The organism is Budvicia aquatica DSM 5075 = ATCC 35567, assembly GCF_000427805.1.
GTDB classification, from domain to species: Bacteria; Pseudomonadota; Gammaproteobacteria; order Enterobacterales; family Enterobacteriaceae; genus Budvicia; species Budvicia aquatica.
In genome coordinates this window covers 260,647-275,489 of the sequence record NZ_ATYS01000005.1, presented here as the reverse complement: position 1 = coordinate 275,489, position 14,843 = coordinate 260,647, and the positions used below count along the sequence as shown (strand labels likewise).

Annotated in this window: 14 protein-coding genes; 3 read left to right on the top strand and 11 right to left on the bottom strand. The window is 47.3% G+C overall.

The genetic code is table 11. The annotated features are described in order from the left end of the window. Positions 1-345 precede the first annotated feature (345 nt). The 3 genes from YWE_RS0104350 to YWE_RS0104340 all read left to right on the top strand — a co-directional run bounded on the left by YWE_RS0104350 (position 346) and on the right by YWE_RS0104340 (position 3,697). On the top strand, positions 346-2,136 hold the full coding sequence (locus tag YWE_RS0104350) for an aryl-sulfate sulfotransferase (protein ID WP_029093413.1): 1,791 nt from the start codon (positions 346-348) through the stop codon (positions 2,134-2,136). A 279-nt stretch (positions 2,137-2,415) separates the two neighbouring features. Continuing rightward, entirely contained in the window at positions 2,416-3,132 is a 717-nt protein-coding gene (locus YWE_RS26600) for a DUF3053 family protein (RefSeq protein ID WP_051323187.1), read from the top strand. Between the two features lie 205 nt (positions 3,133-3,337). Then, positions 3,338-3,697: a YibL family ribosome-associated protein gene (locus YWE_RS0104340; protein ID WP_029093412.1), complete on the top strand. Its 360-nt coding sequence runs from the start codon at positions 3,338-3,340 to the stop codon at positions 3,695-3,697. A gap of 101 nt (positions 3,698-3,798) precedes the next feature. Here the strand turns inward: YWE_RS0104340 and YWE_RS0104335 are convergent, their stop codons facing one another. The 11 genes from YWE_RS0104335 to YWE_RS0104285 form a co-directional block, all read right to left on the bottom strand. Beyond that, positions 3,799-4,575 carry an SDR family NAD(P)-dependent oxidoreductase gene (locus YWE_RS0104335; protein WP_029093411.1) on the bottom strand — a complete coding sequence of 259 codons (777 nt, stop codon included), beginning with the start codon at positions 4,573-4,575 and terminating at the stop codon, positions 3,799-3,801. A 39-nt stretch (positions 4,576-4,614) separates the two neighbouring features. Further along, entirely contained in the window at positions 4,615-5,517 is a 903-nt protein-coding gene (locus YWE_RS0104330; RefSeq protein WP_036014995.1) for a dihydrodipicolinate synthase family protein, read from the bottom strand. Positions 5,518-5,519: 2 nt separating this feature from the next. Beyond that, complete coding sequence (ilvD, locus tag YWE_RS0104325) at positions 5,520-7,226, bottom strand: dihydroxy-acid dehydratase (protein ID WP_029093409.1); 1,707 nt, start codon at positions 7,224-7,226, stop codon at positions 5,520-5,522. An 81-nt stretch (positions 7,227-7,307) separates the two neighbouring features. Continuing rightward, complete coding sequence (locus tag YWE_RS0104320; protein ID WP_029093408.1) at positions 7,308-8,654, bottom strand: MFS transporter; 1,347 nt, start codon at positions 8,652-8,654, stop codon at positions 7,308-7,310. Positions 8,655-8,751: 97 nt separating this feature from the next. After that, the gene (locus tag YWE_RS0104315) at positions 8,752-10,161 is read right to left on the bottom strand and encodes a sugar porter family MFS transporter (RefSeq protein WP_407641166.1); all 1,410 of its coding nucleotides are present in this window, start codon (positions 10,159-10,161) and stop codon (positions 8,752-8,754) included. Positions 10,162-10,190: 29 nt separating this feature from the next. Next, a complete protein-coding gene (locus YWE_RS26595; RefSeq protein WP_051323186.1) occupies positions 10,191-11,072 on the bottom strand; it encodes an SMP-30/gluconolactonase/LRE family protein in 882 nt (293 codons plus the stop codon). Then, the gene (locus YWE_RS0104305; protein ID WP_029093406.1) at positions 11,072-11,722 is read right to left on the bottom strand and encodes a 2-dehydro-3-deoxy-6-phosphogalactonate aldolase; all 651 of its coding nucleotides are present in this window, start codon (positions 11,720-11,722) and stop codon (positions 11,072-11,074) included. Before YWE_RS0104305 ends, YWE_RS26595 begins: the two co-directional genes overlap by 1 nt. After that, the gene (locus tag YWE_RS0104300; RefSeq protein ID WP_029093405.1) at positions 11,719-12,618 is read right to left on the bottom strand and encodes a 2-dehydro-3-deoxygalactonokinase; all 900 of its coding nucleotides are present in this window, start codon (positions 12,616-12,618) and stop codon (positions 11,719-11,721) included. The genes YWE_RS0104305 and YWE_RS0104300 overlap by 4 nt, the downstream gene beginning before the upstream one ends. Before the next feature lie 161 nt (positions 12,619-12,779). Then, positions 12,780-13,568, bottom strand: coding sequence for a FadR/GntR family transcriptional regulator (locus tag YWE_RS0104295; protein WP_227659903.1), 789 nt, complete (start codon positions 13,566-13,568; stop codon positions 12,780-12,782). 59 nt (positions 13,569-13,627) lie between these two features. After that, positions 13,628-14,296, bottom strand: coding sequence for a 6-hydroxyaminopurine reductase (gene yiiM, locus YWE_RS0104290; RefSeq protein ID WP_029093403.1), 669 nt, complete (start codon positions 14,294-14,296; stop codon positions 13,628-13,630). A gap of 189 nt (positions 14,297-14,485) precedes the next feature. Further along, positions 14,486-14,824 carry a zinc ribbon domain-containing protein YjdM gene (locus tag YWE_RS0104285; RefSeq protein ID WP_029093402.1) on the bottom strand — a complete coding sequence of 113 codons (339 nt, stop codon included), beginning with the start codon at positions 14,822-14,824 and terminating at the stop codon, positions 14,486-14,488. Positions 14,825-14,843: the final 19 nt, after the last annotated feature.

Below are 14,843 nucleotides of genomic sequence, written 5' to 3'. Positions count from 1 at the left end.
TGGTGTTAATCCCTTCTTGATATTTGTTCAGATATTAATGGATGTTTCTAAATATGAACCGGATCAAGTAATTGCTGATAGCGTTGCTTTAGATTGGTTAAATAACCTAACTAATTAGAGTTAATTGCGAGCAGTTATATTAACCAGCGGGGCTTTAATATATGCCTTGCTTCTGGGTTAATTTACTTTCGTAGTGCCCCGTATTTAATCTTTGCCGGCGTAGAACAAAGCTGAAAGGCCTATTAAATAATAACAGCGGCTCTCGACTACATAAGTACCACTAAGATCTTTGTTAATAACCGGCATGATGCATTTTTCTTTTTTGCTACCAAGGAGGTAGTGGTTATGAAAGCAACCCGTACGGTTTTATCCTTGCTCTGTGGTTTATGTCTATCGGGCTCAGTTATGGCTGCCGGGGGGTTAGACCAAGACCGCCCGCTAGTCGCTACCACCGATATTGTACCGTTTAAAGAAGGGCCATTAGGCGTAACGGAGGTTGGTGCATATAGCGGTATATTTCCGCTAACCGCCATTATCTATAAAGCTAATCATGATATCAGCAAGGTAAAAGTCACCGTTTTACCCAAAGGGGAGAAAGGCGTCACTATTAGTTATGATGTCGGCCCTCAGGCGTTGAATACGCATAACGGCATTCCGGTCTTCGGGCTGTACCCGGATTATGTGAATAAAGTGAAAATCGACTGGACCGAAGGCGGTAAGCCGCAGACGTATACCTGGTCTATTTATGCACCGCCGGTTTCGCTACCTGTAACCGCCGGACAAACCTCCATTCTACCCAACGTCGAGCCGGTAAAAGTCGACAAGTCTCTCGCTAACCGGCTGTACCTGTTCAACCATATTGTCGGCACGCCAAAAAATGGCCATGTGATGCACGTTAAAGGCGGGGCGGCGAACTGGGACTACACCAGCATTAACTGGATAAGCGATACTAACGGTGACGTTCGCTGGTATATGAATATCGACAAACTGCGCAATCCGACCGATATCACCCGCATTGGCTCAATGATGAGTTTTCATCAGACTGGCGATGGCAATATGATTTTTGGTCAGGGGCAGCGTTATTTCAAATATGACTTCCTGGGCCGCGTACTGTCAGAAAAACGCCTGCCTAAAGGTTTTATCGATTTTTCCCATGAAATTATTGAAACCCCGAATGACACCTATTTATTGCGGGTGGCTAAAGAGGATTACCCGCTAAAAGATAACTACACCATTAACACCGTACGTGACCATATTCTTGAAGTAGATAAAAATGGTAACACCGTCGACTATTGGGATTTGAACACCATTCTCGATCCATTCCGGGATAATGTGATTTTAGCCATGGACCAAGGGGCCGTTTGTCTGAGCGTTGATGAAGCCAGCTCGGGTAAAACCATTACTAAGGAAGAGCTGGCCAGATTACCATTTGGTGATGTGACCGGATCCGGTCCGGGTCGTAACTGGGCGCACGTTAACTCGATTAGCTATGACCCGCGCGATGACAGCATTATTCTCAGTTCTCGCCACCAGTCTGCGGTAATCAAGATTGGTCGTGATAAGCAGGTTAAGTGGATTATCTCCGATCCTACCGGATGGAAGGGCGAGTTAGCTAAGAAAGTCCTGACGCCGGTAGATAAATCAGGCAAGAAACTGACCTGTGAAAATCATCAGTGTGAAGGTGATTTTGATTGGACCTGGACTCAACATACCGCCTATCTGGTTCCGTCTAAGAGCACCAATGGTAAATCGATAGTCAGCGTATTTGATAATGGCGACGCTCGCGGCATGGAGCAACCTGCGTTACCCACCATGAAATATTCCCGCGGCGTTGAGTATACGGTCGATGAGAAAAATATGACGGTTCAACAGAACTGGGAATATGGTAAAGAGCGTGGCTTTGAGTGGTATAGCCCGATTACATCGGTGACTCAATTCCGCCCTGAAACAAAAACCATGTTTATGTATTCGGCAACGGCCGGCATGAGCGGTACCACGCCTTTAACCTCAGTACTCAATGAAGTTAAAGACGGTACTCAGGACGTTATGCTAGAGCTTAAAGTACACAGTAACCGGGCTACGATGCTGGGATACCGCGCATCGATTATCGATCCTACGGTGATGTTTAAAAAATAGTCAAAACTAAAACTACACCTTAATCGTTTTAACCCACTAAAAAGTGCGCCGCTGAGGCGCACTTTTATCATTAACAACGTATTGATTAGTTTTCAACGATTGTTTCCCCGATTATTTAGTCTATAGTTTTATAAATACCTCATTTATTCACTGAAGCCTTTATTCGGCTAACGCTGAATGTTAACGTATGCGGTGTTTTCCTGTGGCGTGGCAGCGCGGGTTGGTCTGTTTTAACGCCAAACATTAATGGATTTAGTGAACCTCACTTTTGGAGTAAGTATGTTTTTAACTAGCAAAAAAGTATGGGCTCGTTTTTTAGCGCCTTTATTTGTACTTGGTCTGGTATTTCAGTTAGCAGGCTGTGGTGATAATGAACCGGAACAGCGTAAAGCGTTCACTGAATATCTTCAGACTTCTATTATCAACGGCACCAAGGTTAAGTTACCTGCCCTGACCGAAGAGCAGAAGAAAGCTTTCGGTAACTACACCAAAGACTATGAGTTATTAACCGGCTTTTCCGACCAACTGAATACTGCGTTTTCAGAATCCATGCAGTCTTCTATGAATGAATTAAGATCGCTGAACAGCATGAAAGCGATGGTTGATGGTCGTGAGAAAGTAGAAAAAGCACAGACTGAAGTTAAAGCGGTTCAGACTAAACTGGATGAAATCATCAAGAAAACGGCTGACAGCTATGCCGCACTTAAGCAACCTGACGATTTAAAAGCGGTTTATGCGCAGGCATATGGCAAAATTGTTACTCAACAGGGTGACTTAGCTAAGCAAACTCTGGTTCTGCTGGATTCAACCTTTGATGACATTCTAAAAATCTCTGACTTCCTGAAAGCGCAGGGCGATAAGATTGAGTATCAAGGACAAGTTGTACAGTTCACTGAGCAAGATGCTCTGGACAAGTTCAACGAAATGAACAAATCTCTACAGAACAACCAACAGCAGCTGATGGCCGTTGCTCAGAAGATTGCTCAACTAATGTAATATCCTAACGTTTACGTTAGAAATAGAGATAACAGAACGGGCTGCATCATTCGATGTGGCCCGTTTTTTTTATCTCTGATTTACCCATACCGGAACTCTTTTCCTGTAAAGCGCTCTCTTCATTAGTACTGAGGTTGCGTTACGTTTATACTTTAGGCAGACAATTTGTTTTTTGGGAGCCGCTTCCCTCTTTAAGGTCAGGTTTATGAAACAGCAAACAGCAGAAATTAAACGTTTAAGTGATAAGCTTGATGCGTTAAATCGTAAAGAGAAAGAGATTATTAATACCGGTATTGAGGGTGACCTAGCCGCTATCGATGCTGAGAAGTTAACGATCACCACTGAAATTGAAAGACTGAGAAAAGAAAAGAGCAAAGTATTAAGCGCTCAGGCTCAAAAAATTCAGAAATTAGCCTTTAGCCGCCCGATTACTAAAGCAGAGCAGGCCGATATGGGTGCGCTGAAGAAAACCGTACGTGGCCTTGAAGTGGTACACCCAATGACCGCCCTGGGTCGTGAAATGGGGCTGAAAGAAGTGACCGGATTTGCTCGCAGCAAGTTCTGATAGTTTAATTGGCTGAATGTGCTGACCTTAAACAGGGTCGATCGGCAGGCCGTTTAAAATACCCGCTTTTGCGGGTATTTTATTATTGAACAACTCAACGCTTAATCAGGATCTTGCATAATTGCGCTGCGTCCGCCGTCCATCACGATAGTTGTTCCTGCAATAAAGCCAGCCGCATCACTGGATAAAAACAGACACAAATCCCCGACTTCTTCTGAGCGACCTAAACGGCCCACCGGATGTTTGGCGATGGTTTTAGCCCGGCTAAGCGCAGCATCTGGATGTGAATCGAACCAAGCCTGATTGCCCGCAGTATCAATAAATCCTGGTGCAATGCCGACAGTACGAATCTCTGGCCCCCATTCAATGGTCAGGCTTTGCACTAATGATAATAACGCTCGCTTGCTGATATTGTAAGGTGCGCAGCCAGGCATAGTCGAAAAGGCGTGATTAGACGTAATCACAATAATAACCCCCTGACTTTTTGTCAGTGCTGGCCTGCAGCACTTAGCCAAATGCCAGTGGGAACGCAGATTCAAATTGAAGTTGTGCTGCCAATCTTCTTCGTCGCAATCAATCCCTTTAAATACGTTTTTTCCCGCGTTGGAAACCACAATATCGATCCGGCCAAATTGATGTTCGGCAAGTTCAACAAATCGGCTGATGTCTTCGGTTTTTGTCACATCAACTGAATGGTAAACAAAGCGGTCTGGGAATTGTTGTAACAGTTGCTGGGCTTGCGGTGCTTTTTGAATATCAGAATAAGCACAGCCAATCACGGTGTCACCATGGTTTAAGAACGTAGTGGCAATTGCCAACCCAATTCCTTGACTTGCTCCGGTAACGATGACGATTCGCCCGGTTTTTATATTTAGCATAAAAGTACTCCACTCAAGGTTGCTTGAGAAAAAATAGGCTTATAATTCAAATTGCTGGATAAACTGAGTTATTAAACTGTGGTCTGTTTCAGACAGCGCCCAGCCGGGATGTCGACAATAATCACTGTCAATAATGCCTCTCTGCTTCAGAAGGGTTTTTTCTGCCTGAATAATATATTCGCAGTGCGTCATCCAAACCTGAATATAAGGCAGTAATGCACCGTGCAGGGCTTCGGCTTTATCTATTTCGCCCTGAATCCAGTGCTGATAAATACGGACATAAACCTCAGTAAATGAGCACCCCGGCATAACCCCTTTTCCTCCGGCGGCCAGCATGTTTAGCATATATAAACCGGCATAGCCGTTAAGCACTGACGCCTGAGGAGCTAGCTGTAGAAACTGTTTGGTGTAGTCAACCGGCGGATTACATTCAATTTTAAACACCGCATGAGGATAACGTTCGCAAACGTCTGCCAGCTGCTGAGGGGTAATCGCCAGGCCGGTTTCTCCGGGAGCATATTGAACTAATACTGGAATATCTACCGCTTCAAGTACGCTGAAAATATGGTGCTGTATAGCCTGTGGTGATGGCTGTAAAAAGAACGGCGGCAGCAGCATCAATGCATCGGCACCCAGTTTTTGATACCCACGGGCGCGTTTAACCGCCACCTCTGTTGAATGATCTGTGACTGACATGGCCCGGTAGACCGGGCTGCCGTTGAGCGTTGAAACAAATATCTCTGCAACCCGTTGGCGCTCACCATCTTCCAGTTTGGGAAATTCACTGGCGATACCAAACAGCGTCAGCCCCTGTGCTCCGGTCGTGGCTAAATGTTCCAGCATCCGGATAAAACTAGCCTCATCAACCTCGCCGCTAGCGGTAAATGGCATCGCTGCGATGGGGTTAACACCATAAATATCTTGTGCGCTTAGTATGGACATCGTTAGTCATCCTCCCGGTCGGCTAATACGGCACCTTGGGCAGCAGGAAGCGCCCAACGGCGATAAAGGCGTAAGAATCCGCGTGGAACCTGTTTTTCGACCGGTTTCCAGCTCTTTTGACGCTGGTCTAAAACGGCTTGTTCAACGTGCAGAGTGAGCGTGCGCTGAGGAATATCGATCGAAATCTTGTCGCCATTTTCCACCAGTGCCAGTTCGCCACCGTCTACGGCTTCCGGCGAGATATGGCCGACAAATAAACCACGGTTAGAACCGGAGAACCGGCCATCGGTAATTAATGCACAGCTATCAGATAAACCCATTCCTTCCAGCGATTTCATTGGCTTATACATCTCCGGCATGCCCGGTCCGCCTTTAGGACCTTCATAGCGTAGAACCAGAACGCTGCCCGGATGAATTTCGCCGGACATAATGGCATCAACGGATTCTTGTTCGCTGTTAAACACCACCGCGGGGCCTGTGAAGGTCATTAAGTTTTCAGGTACGGCGGCAGGCTTAACGACGCAGCCGAGAGGAGAAAGATTACCGTGCAGTACGGCAATACCCGCCTCATTTCGCACCGGTATTGCCAGCGTGTGAATGACTTCCGGGCGCGTGCTGCGACTGGCTGCACTCAATATTTGCTCTTTGGTCTGGCCGTTAACGGTCAGCGTATTCTGGTTTAGCAACTGGCGAATTTCATACTCGACGGCCTGTACGCCACCGGCTTCCCAAAAATCTATCATGTCATATTCAGAGGCAGGATAGAGCGAGGTGACCAGCGGAACATGATGACTCAGTTTGTCAAAGTCTGACAGCGGCAGGTGGCCCAGTTCAGCTTCATAATAAATAGCCTGAAGATGTAAAATGGCATTAGTTGAGCCGCCGGTAGCCAGCAGATAAACCATGGCATTACGGATTGATTCAGGGGTAATAATCTGACGGGCGTTGACTCCGCGTTTAACCAAATCAACAATGGTTTTGCCCGTTTGTACTGAAATATCGCGACGGGCCGGTGATATGGCTGGATGAGTCCCGTTACCCGGCAGGCTCATACCAAGCACTTCAGAAATGCAGCACATGGTGTTTGCCGTACCGTACATGGTGCATGAACCTACGCCCGGCTCGGCGATATTCTCAATATGGGCAAACTCTTCTTCACTGATCTCACCGCGTTTTTTCCAGCCGATGGCTTCAGTGACAATATTGCCGTCCCAGTGCTTGCCTTTGTACTCAGCCGGATACATTGGCCCACCGCTGACCAGAATGGCGGGCAAATCTAAGCGGGCTGCGGCCATCAGCATCGCCGGAACAATTTTATCGCAGGAACCGAGTAATACCATGCCGTCAAAACGATGAGCGCGCATCATGACTTCAATTGAGGCACAGATAATTTCGCGTGCTGCCAGAATATAGCGCATGCCTAAATGGCCTTCAGCAATACCATCGCACGGGGCAATAGTACCGAAAACCATACCAATACCGCCCGCTTGCTCAATGCCTTCCAATACTTTGGCAGTCAGCTCGTTAAGGTTGGCATGACCTGCCGTTGCATTGGTATAGCTATTGACCACGGCAATCACGGGCTTACGTAATTGCTCATCGGTATGGCCCATGGATTTATACAGTGCCCGTTTTAGTGCTCCGTCATCACCTTCCAGCACCGGATTAAAATGGGAACCACAATTGGAACATCCACCACATTCACTCATAGCAAACTCTCTGTATTAACTTATTTCACCGCGATGGCGATGGTAAAGGCACGCCCTTACCGGCGTGCCGCCGTGTCATATTTACTGTTTTAAATCAGGGCTTTTTTGTGGGTTAGCTAAACGTGCCGGTATCGTGAAAATTAGCGGGGCGCACAGCAAAATAAAGCCGGCTAGAATATACAGCCCCATATCTGTGCGACCCGTCTGGTCTTTTAACCAGCCAAGTACCGTGGGGCCGAAGAAGCCCGCAAGGTTACCTATCGAGTTCACTACGGCAATACCCGCGGCGGCGGCGGTGCCGGATAATATTGCGCCGGGCAGGCTGATATAGGTTGGGATTAAGGCTAAGGTGCCGCACATCGCCAGACAGATCCAAGCCATCATCCAGAAGGTGGAACCGCTACAGTAGGCGCTAAGCACTAACCCGATACAGCCAATGATTGCCGGAATCGCAATATGCCAGCGGCGCTCTTGCTTTAAGTCTGAATGTCGACTGTTCCATACCATTACGGCAGCACCGAAAACATAGGGTAGCGCGGCTAATAAACCAATTAAGAAGTCATCATTGACGCCGGAGGTTTTAATAATTGACGGCAGCCAGAAGTTAATGCCGTAATAACCGATGTTAAAGCAGAAGAATATTAGCGATAGCAGCCAAACATAAGGATTACGCAGCATGCTTTTAAGGCTACCGTCAATTTTTCCGTTATTGGCCAGTCGCTTATTTTCTAAATCTTTAGCCAAATCGCGAATAACAATATCTTTCTCTGCATCGGTCAGCCATTTGGCTGATTTCACATCATTATCCAGATAACGAAGAACCACAAACGCCAGAATAAATGAAGGAATCGCTTCAATTAGAAATAGCCATTGCCAGTTATGTAATCCGCCAACGTCTTCAAAAAGTTTAAGAATCAGGCCGGATAGCGGGCTGCCAATAATGGTGGAAAGCGGCGTGACCAGAATAAATAAGCCCAGAGTTCTGGCTGAGCGCCATGACGGAAACCATAGCGTGAGGTAAAACACGATACCAGGGAAGAAACCCGCTTCGGCCACGCCTAATAAAAAACGCAAAACGTAAAATGAGGTTGGCGTGGTAACAAACATCATCGCCGCTGATAATGCCGCCCAGGTGACCATAATTCGGGCAATCCAAAAGCGCGGGCCAAATTTCTGCATTAACAGGTTGCTGGGTAATTCAAAAATAAAATAGCCAATAAAGAATATACCGGCGCCTAAACCATAAACGGTATTACTAAAGCCTAATGCATCCTGCATATGCAGCTTAGCAAAGCCGACATTTACCCGATCAAGATAGGCAAAGAAATAACATAGGATAAGAAATGGAATTAGCCTGGTGGTTATTTTTTTATAAACCTTATTTTCTGCCTGAGTGGCTTTGCTGTGTTCGATTATTATTTCAGACATTGTTATTATTATCCTATGTAACCAAGTTAACTATGATAATTCCACCAGTCAGAGCCGGTTATTTGCTGAGAAATAACCGGAAGTGGATAAATAATGATTAAGAGTGACCAATTAAGCGCAAAGGCTGGCCTTTCATTAAGTTATGTTCTATTCGTTCCAATGAAATATTCTTAGTTTCAGGAATAAATAGCAGCGTTAATATTAGACAACCAATATTTAATAATCCGTATAGCGCAAACGTATTTGCGCTACCAATAGAGTCAATCAACGTCAGGAAGGTGGCGCCAATAATCATATTGGCGATCCAGTTGGCTGATGTTGAACAGGTAATACCAAAATCACGGCCAGATAGGGGTTGGATTTCTGAACATAAAACCCAGATTAGTGGTCCAGCGCTCATCGCGAAGCCGGTGATAAAGACCAATAATATACTGACGGAAAAATATTGTTCAGCCGGGGTGGTAATTCCGGTGTAGAACATATAGCTGAGAATGCCCATACAAATAGCCATGACGCAAAAGCCCAACTTTAAAATAGGTTTACGTCCCCAACGGTCGACTAAGCCAATAGCAATAAAGGTGGCTAATACATTGGTTAGTCCGGCAATAACGGTGCCCCACATTTGTTCACTGGTGGTCGCGAAGCCGGCAATCTCAAATATTTTTGGAGCATAGTACATAATAACGGTCATACCGGTGAACTGCTGCATAAACTGCAATAGAACACCGAGATATACCGAACGTCTGAAATTATGGTTACCTCGGAAAAGTTGCCATCCTTTCTGCTTTTCTTTAATGCTCTCCCGAATCTCATTGAGTTCACGTTTAGCTTCAGCATCGTTAGAGCGTAATAATATTAAGACTTTTTCAGCATTAACCGTATGCCCTTTCATCGCCAGCCAGCGTGGACTTTCGGGGAGTGTTAATACGCCGAAGAATAGGATCAGCGCGGGAAAAGTAATGATGCCTAACATCCACCGCCAGTTCCCGGAGGCGCTGAAAGCCGTATCAGAGAGAAATGCCGCCAGAATACCAATAGTGATCATCAACTGGTAAAGCGAAATCATACTGCCACGAATGCGCTCAGGCGCTATTTCTGACAGGTAGAGCGGGGCAGTAAACGATGCTACGCCAACGGCAATACCGAGCAACCAGCGAGAAATAACTAAAATTTCTAGAGAGTAGGCAAAGGCACAGCCAATTGAGCCGGCAACAAACAGTATGGCTGATAACAGCAGGCTCTTTTTCCGCCCAAAGCGGGTTGACATTGGTCCGGTACATATTGCACCGACCGTTGCACCTAACATCATAACGCTGACGACGATCTCTTGCTGGTGGCTGGTGAGTGAAAACTCTTGAGCAAGAAAAGGGAGCGCGCCGGCAATCACGCCCATATCCAGACCAAACAATAGCCCGGCCAGTGCAGCCAGAAAACAAATAAGTAGCGTTTTCTGGTTGGTTTTTTGAGGCAAACGATCGATTAATGAACTATTAAGAGTATTCATCATGTAGCCTTTATTGTTATTTTCAGTAGGATTTATAGTTTGAATTCGTCGGGTTCAGGTCCAGAGCAACCGATATCTATATGAAGTAATGCTCCTTCCAAACTGCTGCCGGACGTCAAACCGGTTTTTGCAGAAGTGATATAAAGTTCAGAAAGTTTCTTACCGCCAAACACACAGTTGCTTGGCTGTGTTACGGGTAGGGCAATGTCTTTTATATGCCGGGGGCCTCCTGCTCCCAGTTGATAGCAGGCTAAACGACTATCTCCCCAACAGGCATTAATCAGGATCTGCTGGGTGCTGAGCGCCGATCCGTCAGGCGTCGTTTTGGGTAACGGATAAATATCAATATCAGATAGTGGTCGGTCATCATTTGGAAAGTAATCTGCGCTGAAAAGCGAAGACAGTGCGCTATCAGAAAACCAGACCTTTCCTGAGGACCAAATGAGCGTATTAGGGATTTTCACTCCCGACAGTAATAGCGAGGGTTGTGCTGAACCGCTGGTATACCTGTACCAGCTACCCACGGAGTGCAGAGCATTCAGTTCCATGGTGCTAAACCATAATGAACCGTCTGGCGCTATAGCAGCTTCATTGGTTCTGGTTTGGTTACTGTCATCGGGATAATCACAGATTAATTTCTGAGTTTGGTGCGTATAGTCATAAACAAATATTCCCTGCTGTGAGACAACAAGAAATGACTCAGCCCTATCCGTTAGCAAAACAGCACTGGTGAATATCGGAAGTGGCCGGATATCAATAGCTCTGTCTTGCCCGGGCCAATAGCGTAATAATCGATGGTTCAGAATATCGACCCACAGCAATGACTGGCTACGCGGACACCAAACTGGAGTTTCTCCCAATTCAGCGCGATAGTCGCCGATCGGTGTGCCTGACGCTAATGGCAGTGTGTTCATTAAGCTAACAGGCTTTGCAGCCATGCCTCACGATAGCGTAATGCGTTAGAATGCAAGGTTTTCATCGACATCCCTGCCTGATATAAGCCGCCACCCAGACCGAATCCGGACGCTCCGGCATTGCAATATTCGCGCATTTGGTCTGCACTTGGTTGTATGCCGCCAACCGGTAAACAAGCAATGGTTGCGGGTAATACTGCGCGCATCGCTTTAGTCGCCGCTGGCGTAATCATTTCTGCCGGGTAGAGCTTAAGCCCACAGGCACCGGCGTGGATTGCTGCGAATGCTTCAGACGGTGTAGCAATGCCCGGCAGGCTGGTCAGCCCTAATGCCACGCTGGCCTTTACCACCGCTTCAGAATAGTTCGGAGAAATGATTAATTGGCCGCCGGCGTCCCGAACCTGACTGACTTGGGTTGTCGTTAATACGGTGCCAGCTCCGACCTGAGCCCGATCGCCAACGGTATCGGCCATAATGCGTAACGTTTTTAACGGTTCTGGACTGTTAAGCGGTACTTCCAGAAAGCGGAAGCCTGATTCAACCAGCAACAGTGCGGCTTCTTGTGCATCCTTCGGCGTAATTCCTCGAAGAATTGCGATGAGTGGCAACTGGCTTTGCTTCAGTTGATTGAGAAATATTTCAGCGTTCATGCGATTTCTCCGGACAGGTGTTGATACAGGTGGGTGATTCCGTGAATAAAGCAGCCATCGCCGTTGGTTATATTGAGCTTGAGGCCAATATATTCAGCCGCCTGAATATAACGCTGTGTCAGCTTTGGTGAGCCGACGCACCAAAGTGGGTGTGTACAACCGGTCAGCGCAGCCATTTCTGACCCAATCATCAGACCGGACAAGTAGTCAGCAATATGTGCTTCAGGGATCTGTTTATTCAGGCGGCGGGTGCGGGCAGAAAAGATCAAATGGCTAAGCGGCGTTCCGTTTTGGGCCATGCTAACGCCGGAAAGGAAAGCGCTTTGGCTCTCTTGCTGCTCTGGCAGAGCCTTACCTAAAATTGAGCGCTCAATCAGCAGAGAGTAAAGCTCTCCGGTCATATAGGTGGCATAGCCGGTAATCGCCCCCTGGCTGATGGTGACGTGCTTGCTGTGAGTGCCGGGAAGAATTACCCGACAGTTTTCAATAGCGTTCAATGCAATAAGCCCGGCGAGCTGAACTTCTTCACCGCGCATAACGTCGGGCTGATGATATGGGCTCTGGCAGCTAACGCCGGGAATAATCCAAACCGGGCTTAGCCAGGATGTGGTCAATGAGATGGCCTTTTGAGCCAGATCGGCAAAAGAACAAGGAGCGCTGACATAAGGGGCTTCTTTCCAGCCTTGTTGAGAACCAACCATTCCTGCCATGACGATGGGTAGCGGGCCCGCTTTTAGCCATGTTTCTAGCTGTTGGTAAAGGGTCTCTTGATATCGATGAGGTTCTACCTGCAATAATCCCAGCCCTTCAGACTGTTGTTCGATGCAGTGCTTACCTTGCATCAGGAACGCGCGAAAGTTGGTGGTTCCCCAGTCAACAGCAATCCAATTATTCATTAGTCATACAACCTTATGTATCTTGTAATACAAGAATCCTAAGGTAAAAAATGCCCTCGATCTGTGAAGGAGATCGAATTATGCAAAAATTGTATTTAACCGATGTTTAGCCGCAGGCGTAGTTAACCGGCCTGAAGCCGCATAGATGGCGGATATCGAGGTTAATCGATATGATTAAATATTTCCGGCTGATAGTTTTGTAAGCGCTTCTGGGCGGCTTTCAGCAGTATTTCACGCATTCGCTGGCGGGCCGTATCAACCTGCTTAAGGCGGATCGCATCCAGCAAGACAAAGTGCTGCTGGAGAGCTTCTTTGGTCAGGCGCACGTCATCTTCAAGGGTTTGCTTGAATGACAATGACATGGCAGAGGACAATGCGTTGCTTAAAGAAAGCAGAAATGGATTATGGCTGGCGCGTAATAGCGCGAGGTGAAAGGCCAGGTCTCCGCGCTCAAACAGCTCACGCTGATTATGACTCTGGCCTTCTGCCATCAATTGATAGGCATCTTCCAGTGCGGCTAAATCGTGGCCGGTTGCGTTAACTGCAGCCAGTGCGGCAACGTTAGGTTCAAAAATCAGACGGGCGACAATCAGCTGCTCAACCATCTTCTCTTCCATACCGCTTTCGGTTAGCCACAGCAATACTTCTGAGTCGAGAAAGTTCCACTGCTCCCGCGGCGTGACGACGCTACGACGCTTTGCCTGAATCGACAGCATACCTTTGGCACCCAGTGCCTGTAGCGCATTCCTGACGGAGGTCCGCGATACCTGATATTGCAAAGCCAGCTCATTCTCACCCGGCAGCGACTGATGCTCAGATAAGTCACCGTGCATAATACGTATTGCCAGATCGTGAGTTAGGGATTCAGCTATAGAAGGCGCGGTGGTTTTTGTCATCAACATGTCCATCATAGAGGCAAGGTTTCGGGCAACAGCTTTGCTGTTATTCATCTGCCTGATATCTTAACACGTATCCTGCCAGCGCCGAATCATGGCGATCGCTTTTTAAGCTAACCAACCAGCCGCCGCTCAAAGTCTTCAATGGATTTAGTCAGCAAGCGCATTTGCATATTCTTACTCCAACTGGCAGAGAGCCCTGCTGCGGCAAGCAGTCGGCGATACTGCTCTTCATCAAAGGGGGCGTTGAAGGCAATCGATATTGCTTCTGCAACCGAAACATCACTGTTACGGCTGACCAGCTCCAGAGGTTGTTTGGTATGAATATTACCGGCAACAATAACTCGGTATAACCAGCCACAGCGGCCGTTATTCTGCATCGTGCGGGCAAAGTCATCGATATCGCAGTGAAAATTAAGCTTGTAGCAGGGAGAGCGCGGCTGAGTTATTTGAATAAGGGTTTTGCCCCAGCGATAAATATCACCGATATATGCATCATGTTCAGTCAGGCCGGTGGTCGAAATATTCTCTCCGAACAGCGGGGCAATAAATTGATCGGCCTGTTCCGGGAATTGATGACGCCAGTATTCATAATGTTCACGCGGGTAATGGCATAGTGCGCGGTCCGGCCCGCCGTGGTGGCGAGTTTCCGCTTGCTCATCACCTTCAAATCCCAGGCTAGTCAGCATCAGTTCACCGTTTACAGCCCGCTTCTCAATTGCGCTGGGTGAATGCCCGGCATAGGGCGTAATTTTACCGATATAAACCTCTGGATAGTGCATGGCAGCCTCGCATAACGAATGGAAGATCGGTGTTTTAGCATACTGGGAGTTAAGGGGTTAATCTAGCAGATGTCATGCCACCAATCGGTGATTATTCACTATGACGCGTAAGCGTTTTCGAACAGCAGATAAAACAAAGCCACCGGCTAATTGCTTAACCCGTGGCTTTGTCACTACTGAAATCAGTTATCAGGCTTTTTTAACGAAGCAAGCCTTCAGCATGATGCTGGTGTTATCGATTTTGCAGTCGATTTCATGGTCACCGTCGACTAAGCGGATTGGCTTGCTCTTGCTGCCCACTTTCAGAACGGTTGAAGAACCTTTTAGCTTAAGGTCTTTAATCAGGGTTACGCAGTCGCCGTCGGCCAAGATGTTACCGTTGCTGTCTTTGACGACTCTTTCTTCACTGTCTGCGCTTGCTGCTTCTGCAGGATTCCACTCGTGGGCGCAATCAGGACAGATGATCATCGATTCATCCGGGTAGGTATTCTCTGATGAACAGACCGGGCAAGCTGGAATAGTATGCATGTCAATTTCCCTAAAAATA

Bases quoted from the DNA above. Each gene is read 5' to 3' on its own strand.
- YWE_RS0104295 (WP_227659903.1), bottom strand. From the start codon at position 13,568: ATGAATAACAGCAAAGCTGTTGCCCGAAACCTTGCCTCTATGATGGAC.
- YWE_RS0104330 (WP_036014995.1), bottom strand. From the start codon at position 5,517: ATGTCCATACTAAGCGCACAAGATATTTATGGTGTTAACCCCATCGCA.
- YWE_RS0104300 (WP_029093405.1), bottom strand. From the start codon at position 12,618: ATGAATAATTGGATTGCTGTTGACTGGGGAACCACCAACTTTCGCGCG.
- YWE_RS0104350 (WP_029093413.1), top strand. From the start codon at position 346: ATGAAAGCAACCCGTACGGTTTTATCCTTGCTCTGTGGTTTATGTCTA.
- YWE_RS0104320 (WP_029093408.1), bottom strand. From the start codon at position 8,654: ATGTCTGAAATAATAATCGAACACAGCAAAGCCACTCAGGCAGAAAAT.
- YWE_RS26595 (WP_051323186.1), bottom strand. From the start codon at position 11,072: ATGAACACACTGCCATTAGCGTCAGGCACACCGATCGGCGACTATCGC.
- YWE_RS26600 (WP_051323187.1), top strand. From the start codon at position 2,416: ATGTTTTTAACTAGCAAAAAAGTATGGGCTCGTTTTTTAGCGCCTTTA.
- yiiM (WP_029093403.1), bottom strand. From the start codon at position 14,296: ATGCACTATCCAGAGGTTTATATCGGTAAAATTACGCCCTATGCCGGG.
- YWE_RS0104340 (WP_029093412.1), top strand. From the start codon at position 3,338: ATGAAACAGCAAACAGCAGAAATTAAACGTTTAAGTGATAAGCTTGAT.
- ilvD (WP_029093409.1), bottom strand. From the start codon at position 7,226: ATGAGTGAATGTGGTGGATGTTCCAATTGTGGTTCCCATTTTAATCCG.
- YWE_RS0104285 (WP_029093402.1), bottom strand. From the start codon at position 14,824: ATGCATACTATTCCAGCTTGCCCGGTCTGTTCATCAGAGAATACCTAC.
- YWE_RS0104305 (WP_029093406.1), bottom strand. From the start codon at position 11,722: ATGAACGCTGAAATATTTCTCAATCAACTGAAGCAAAGCCAGTTGCCA.
- YWE_RS0104335 (WP_029093411.1), bottom strand. From the start codon at position 4,575: ATGCTAAATATAAAAACCGGGCGAATCGTCATCGTTACCGGAGCAAGT.
- YWE_RS0104315 (WP_407641166.1), bottom strand. From the start codon at position 10,161: ATGATGAATACTCTTAATAGTTCATTAATCGATCGTTTGCCTCAAAAA.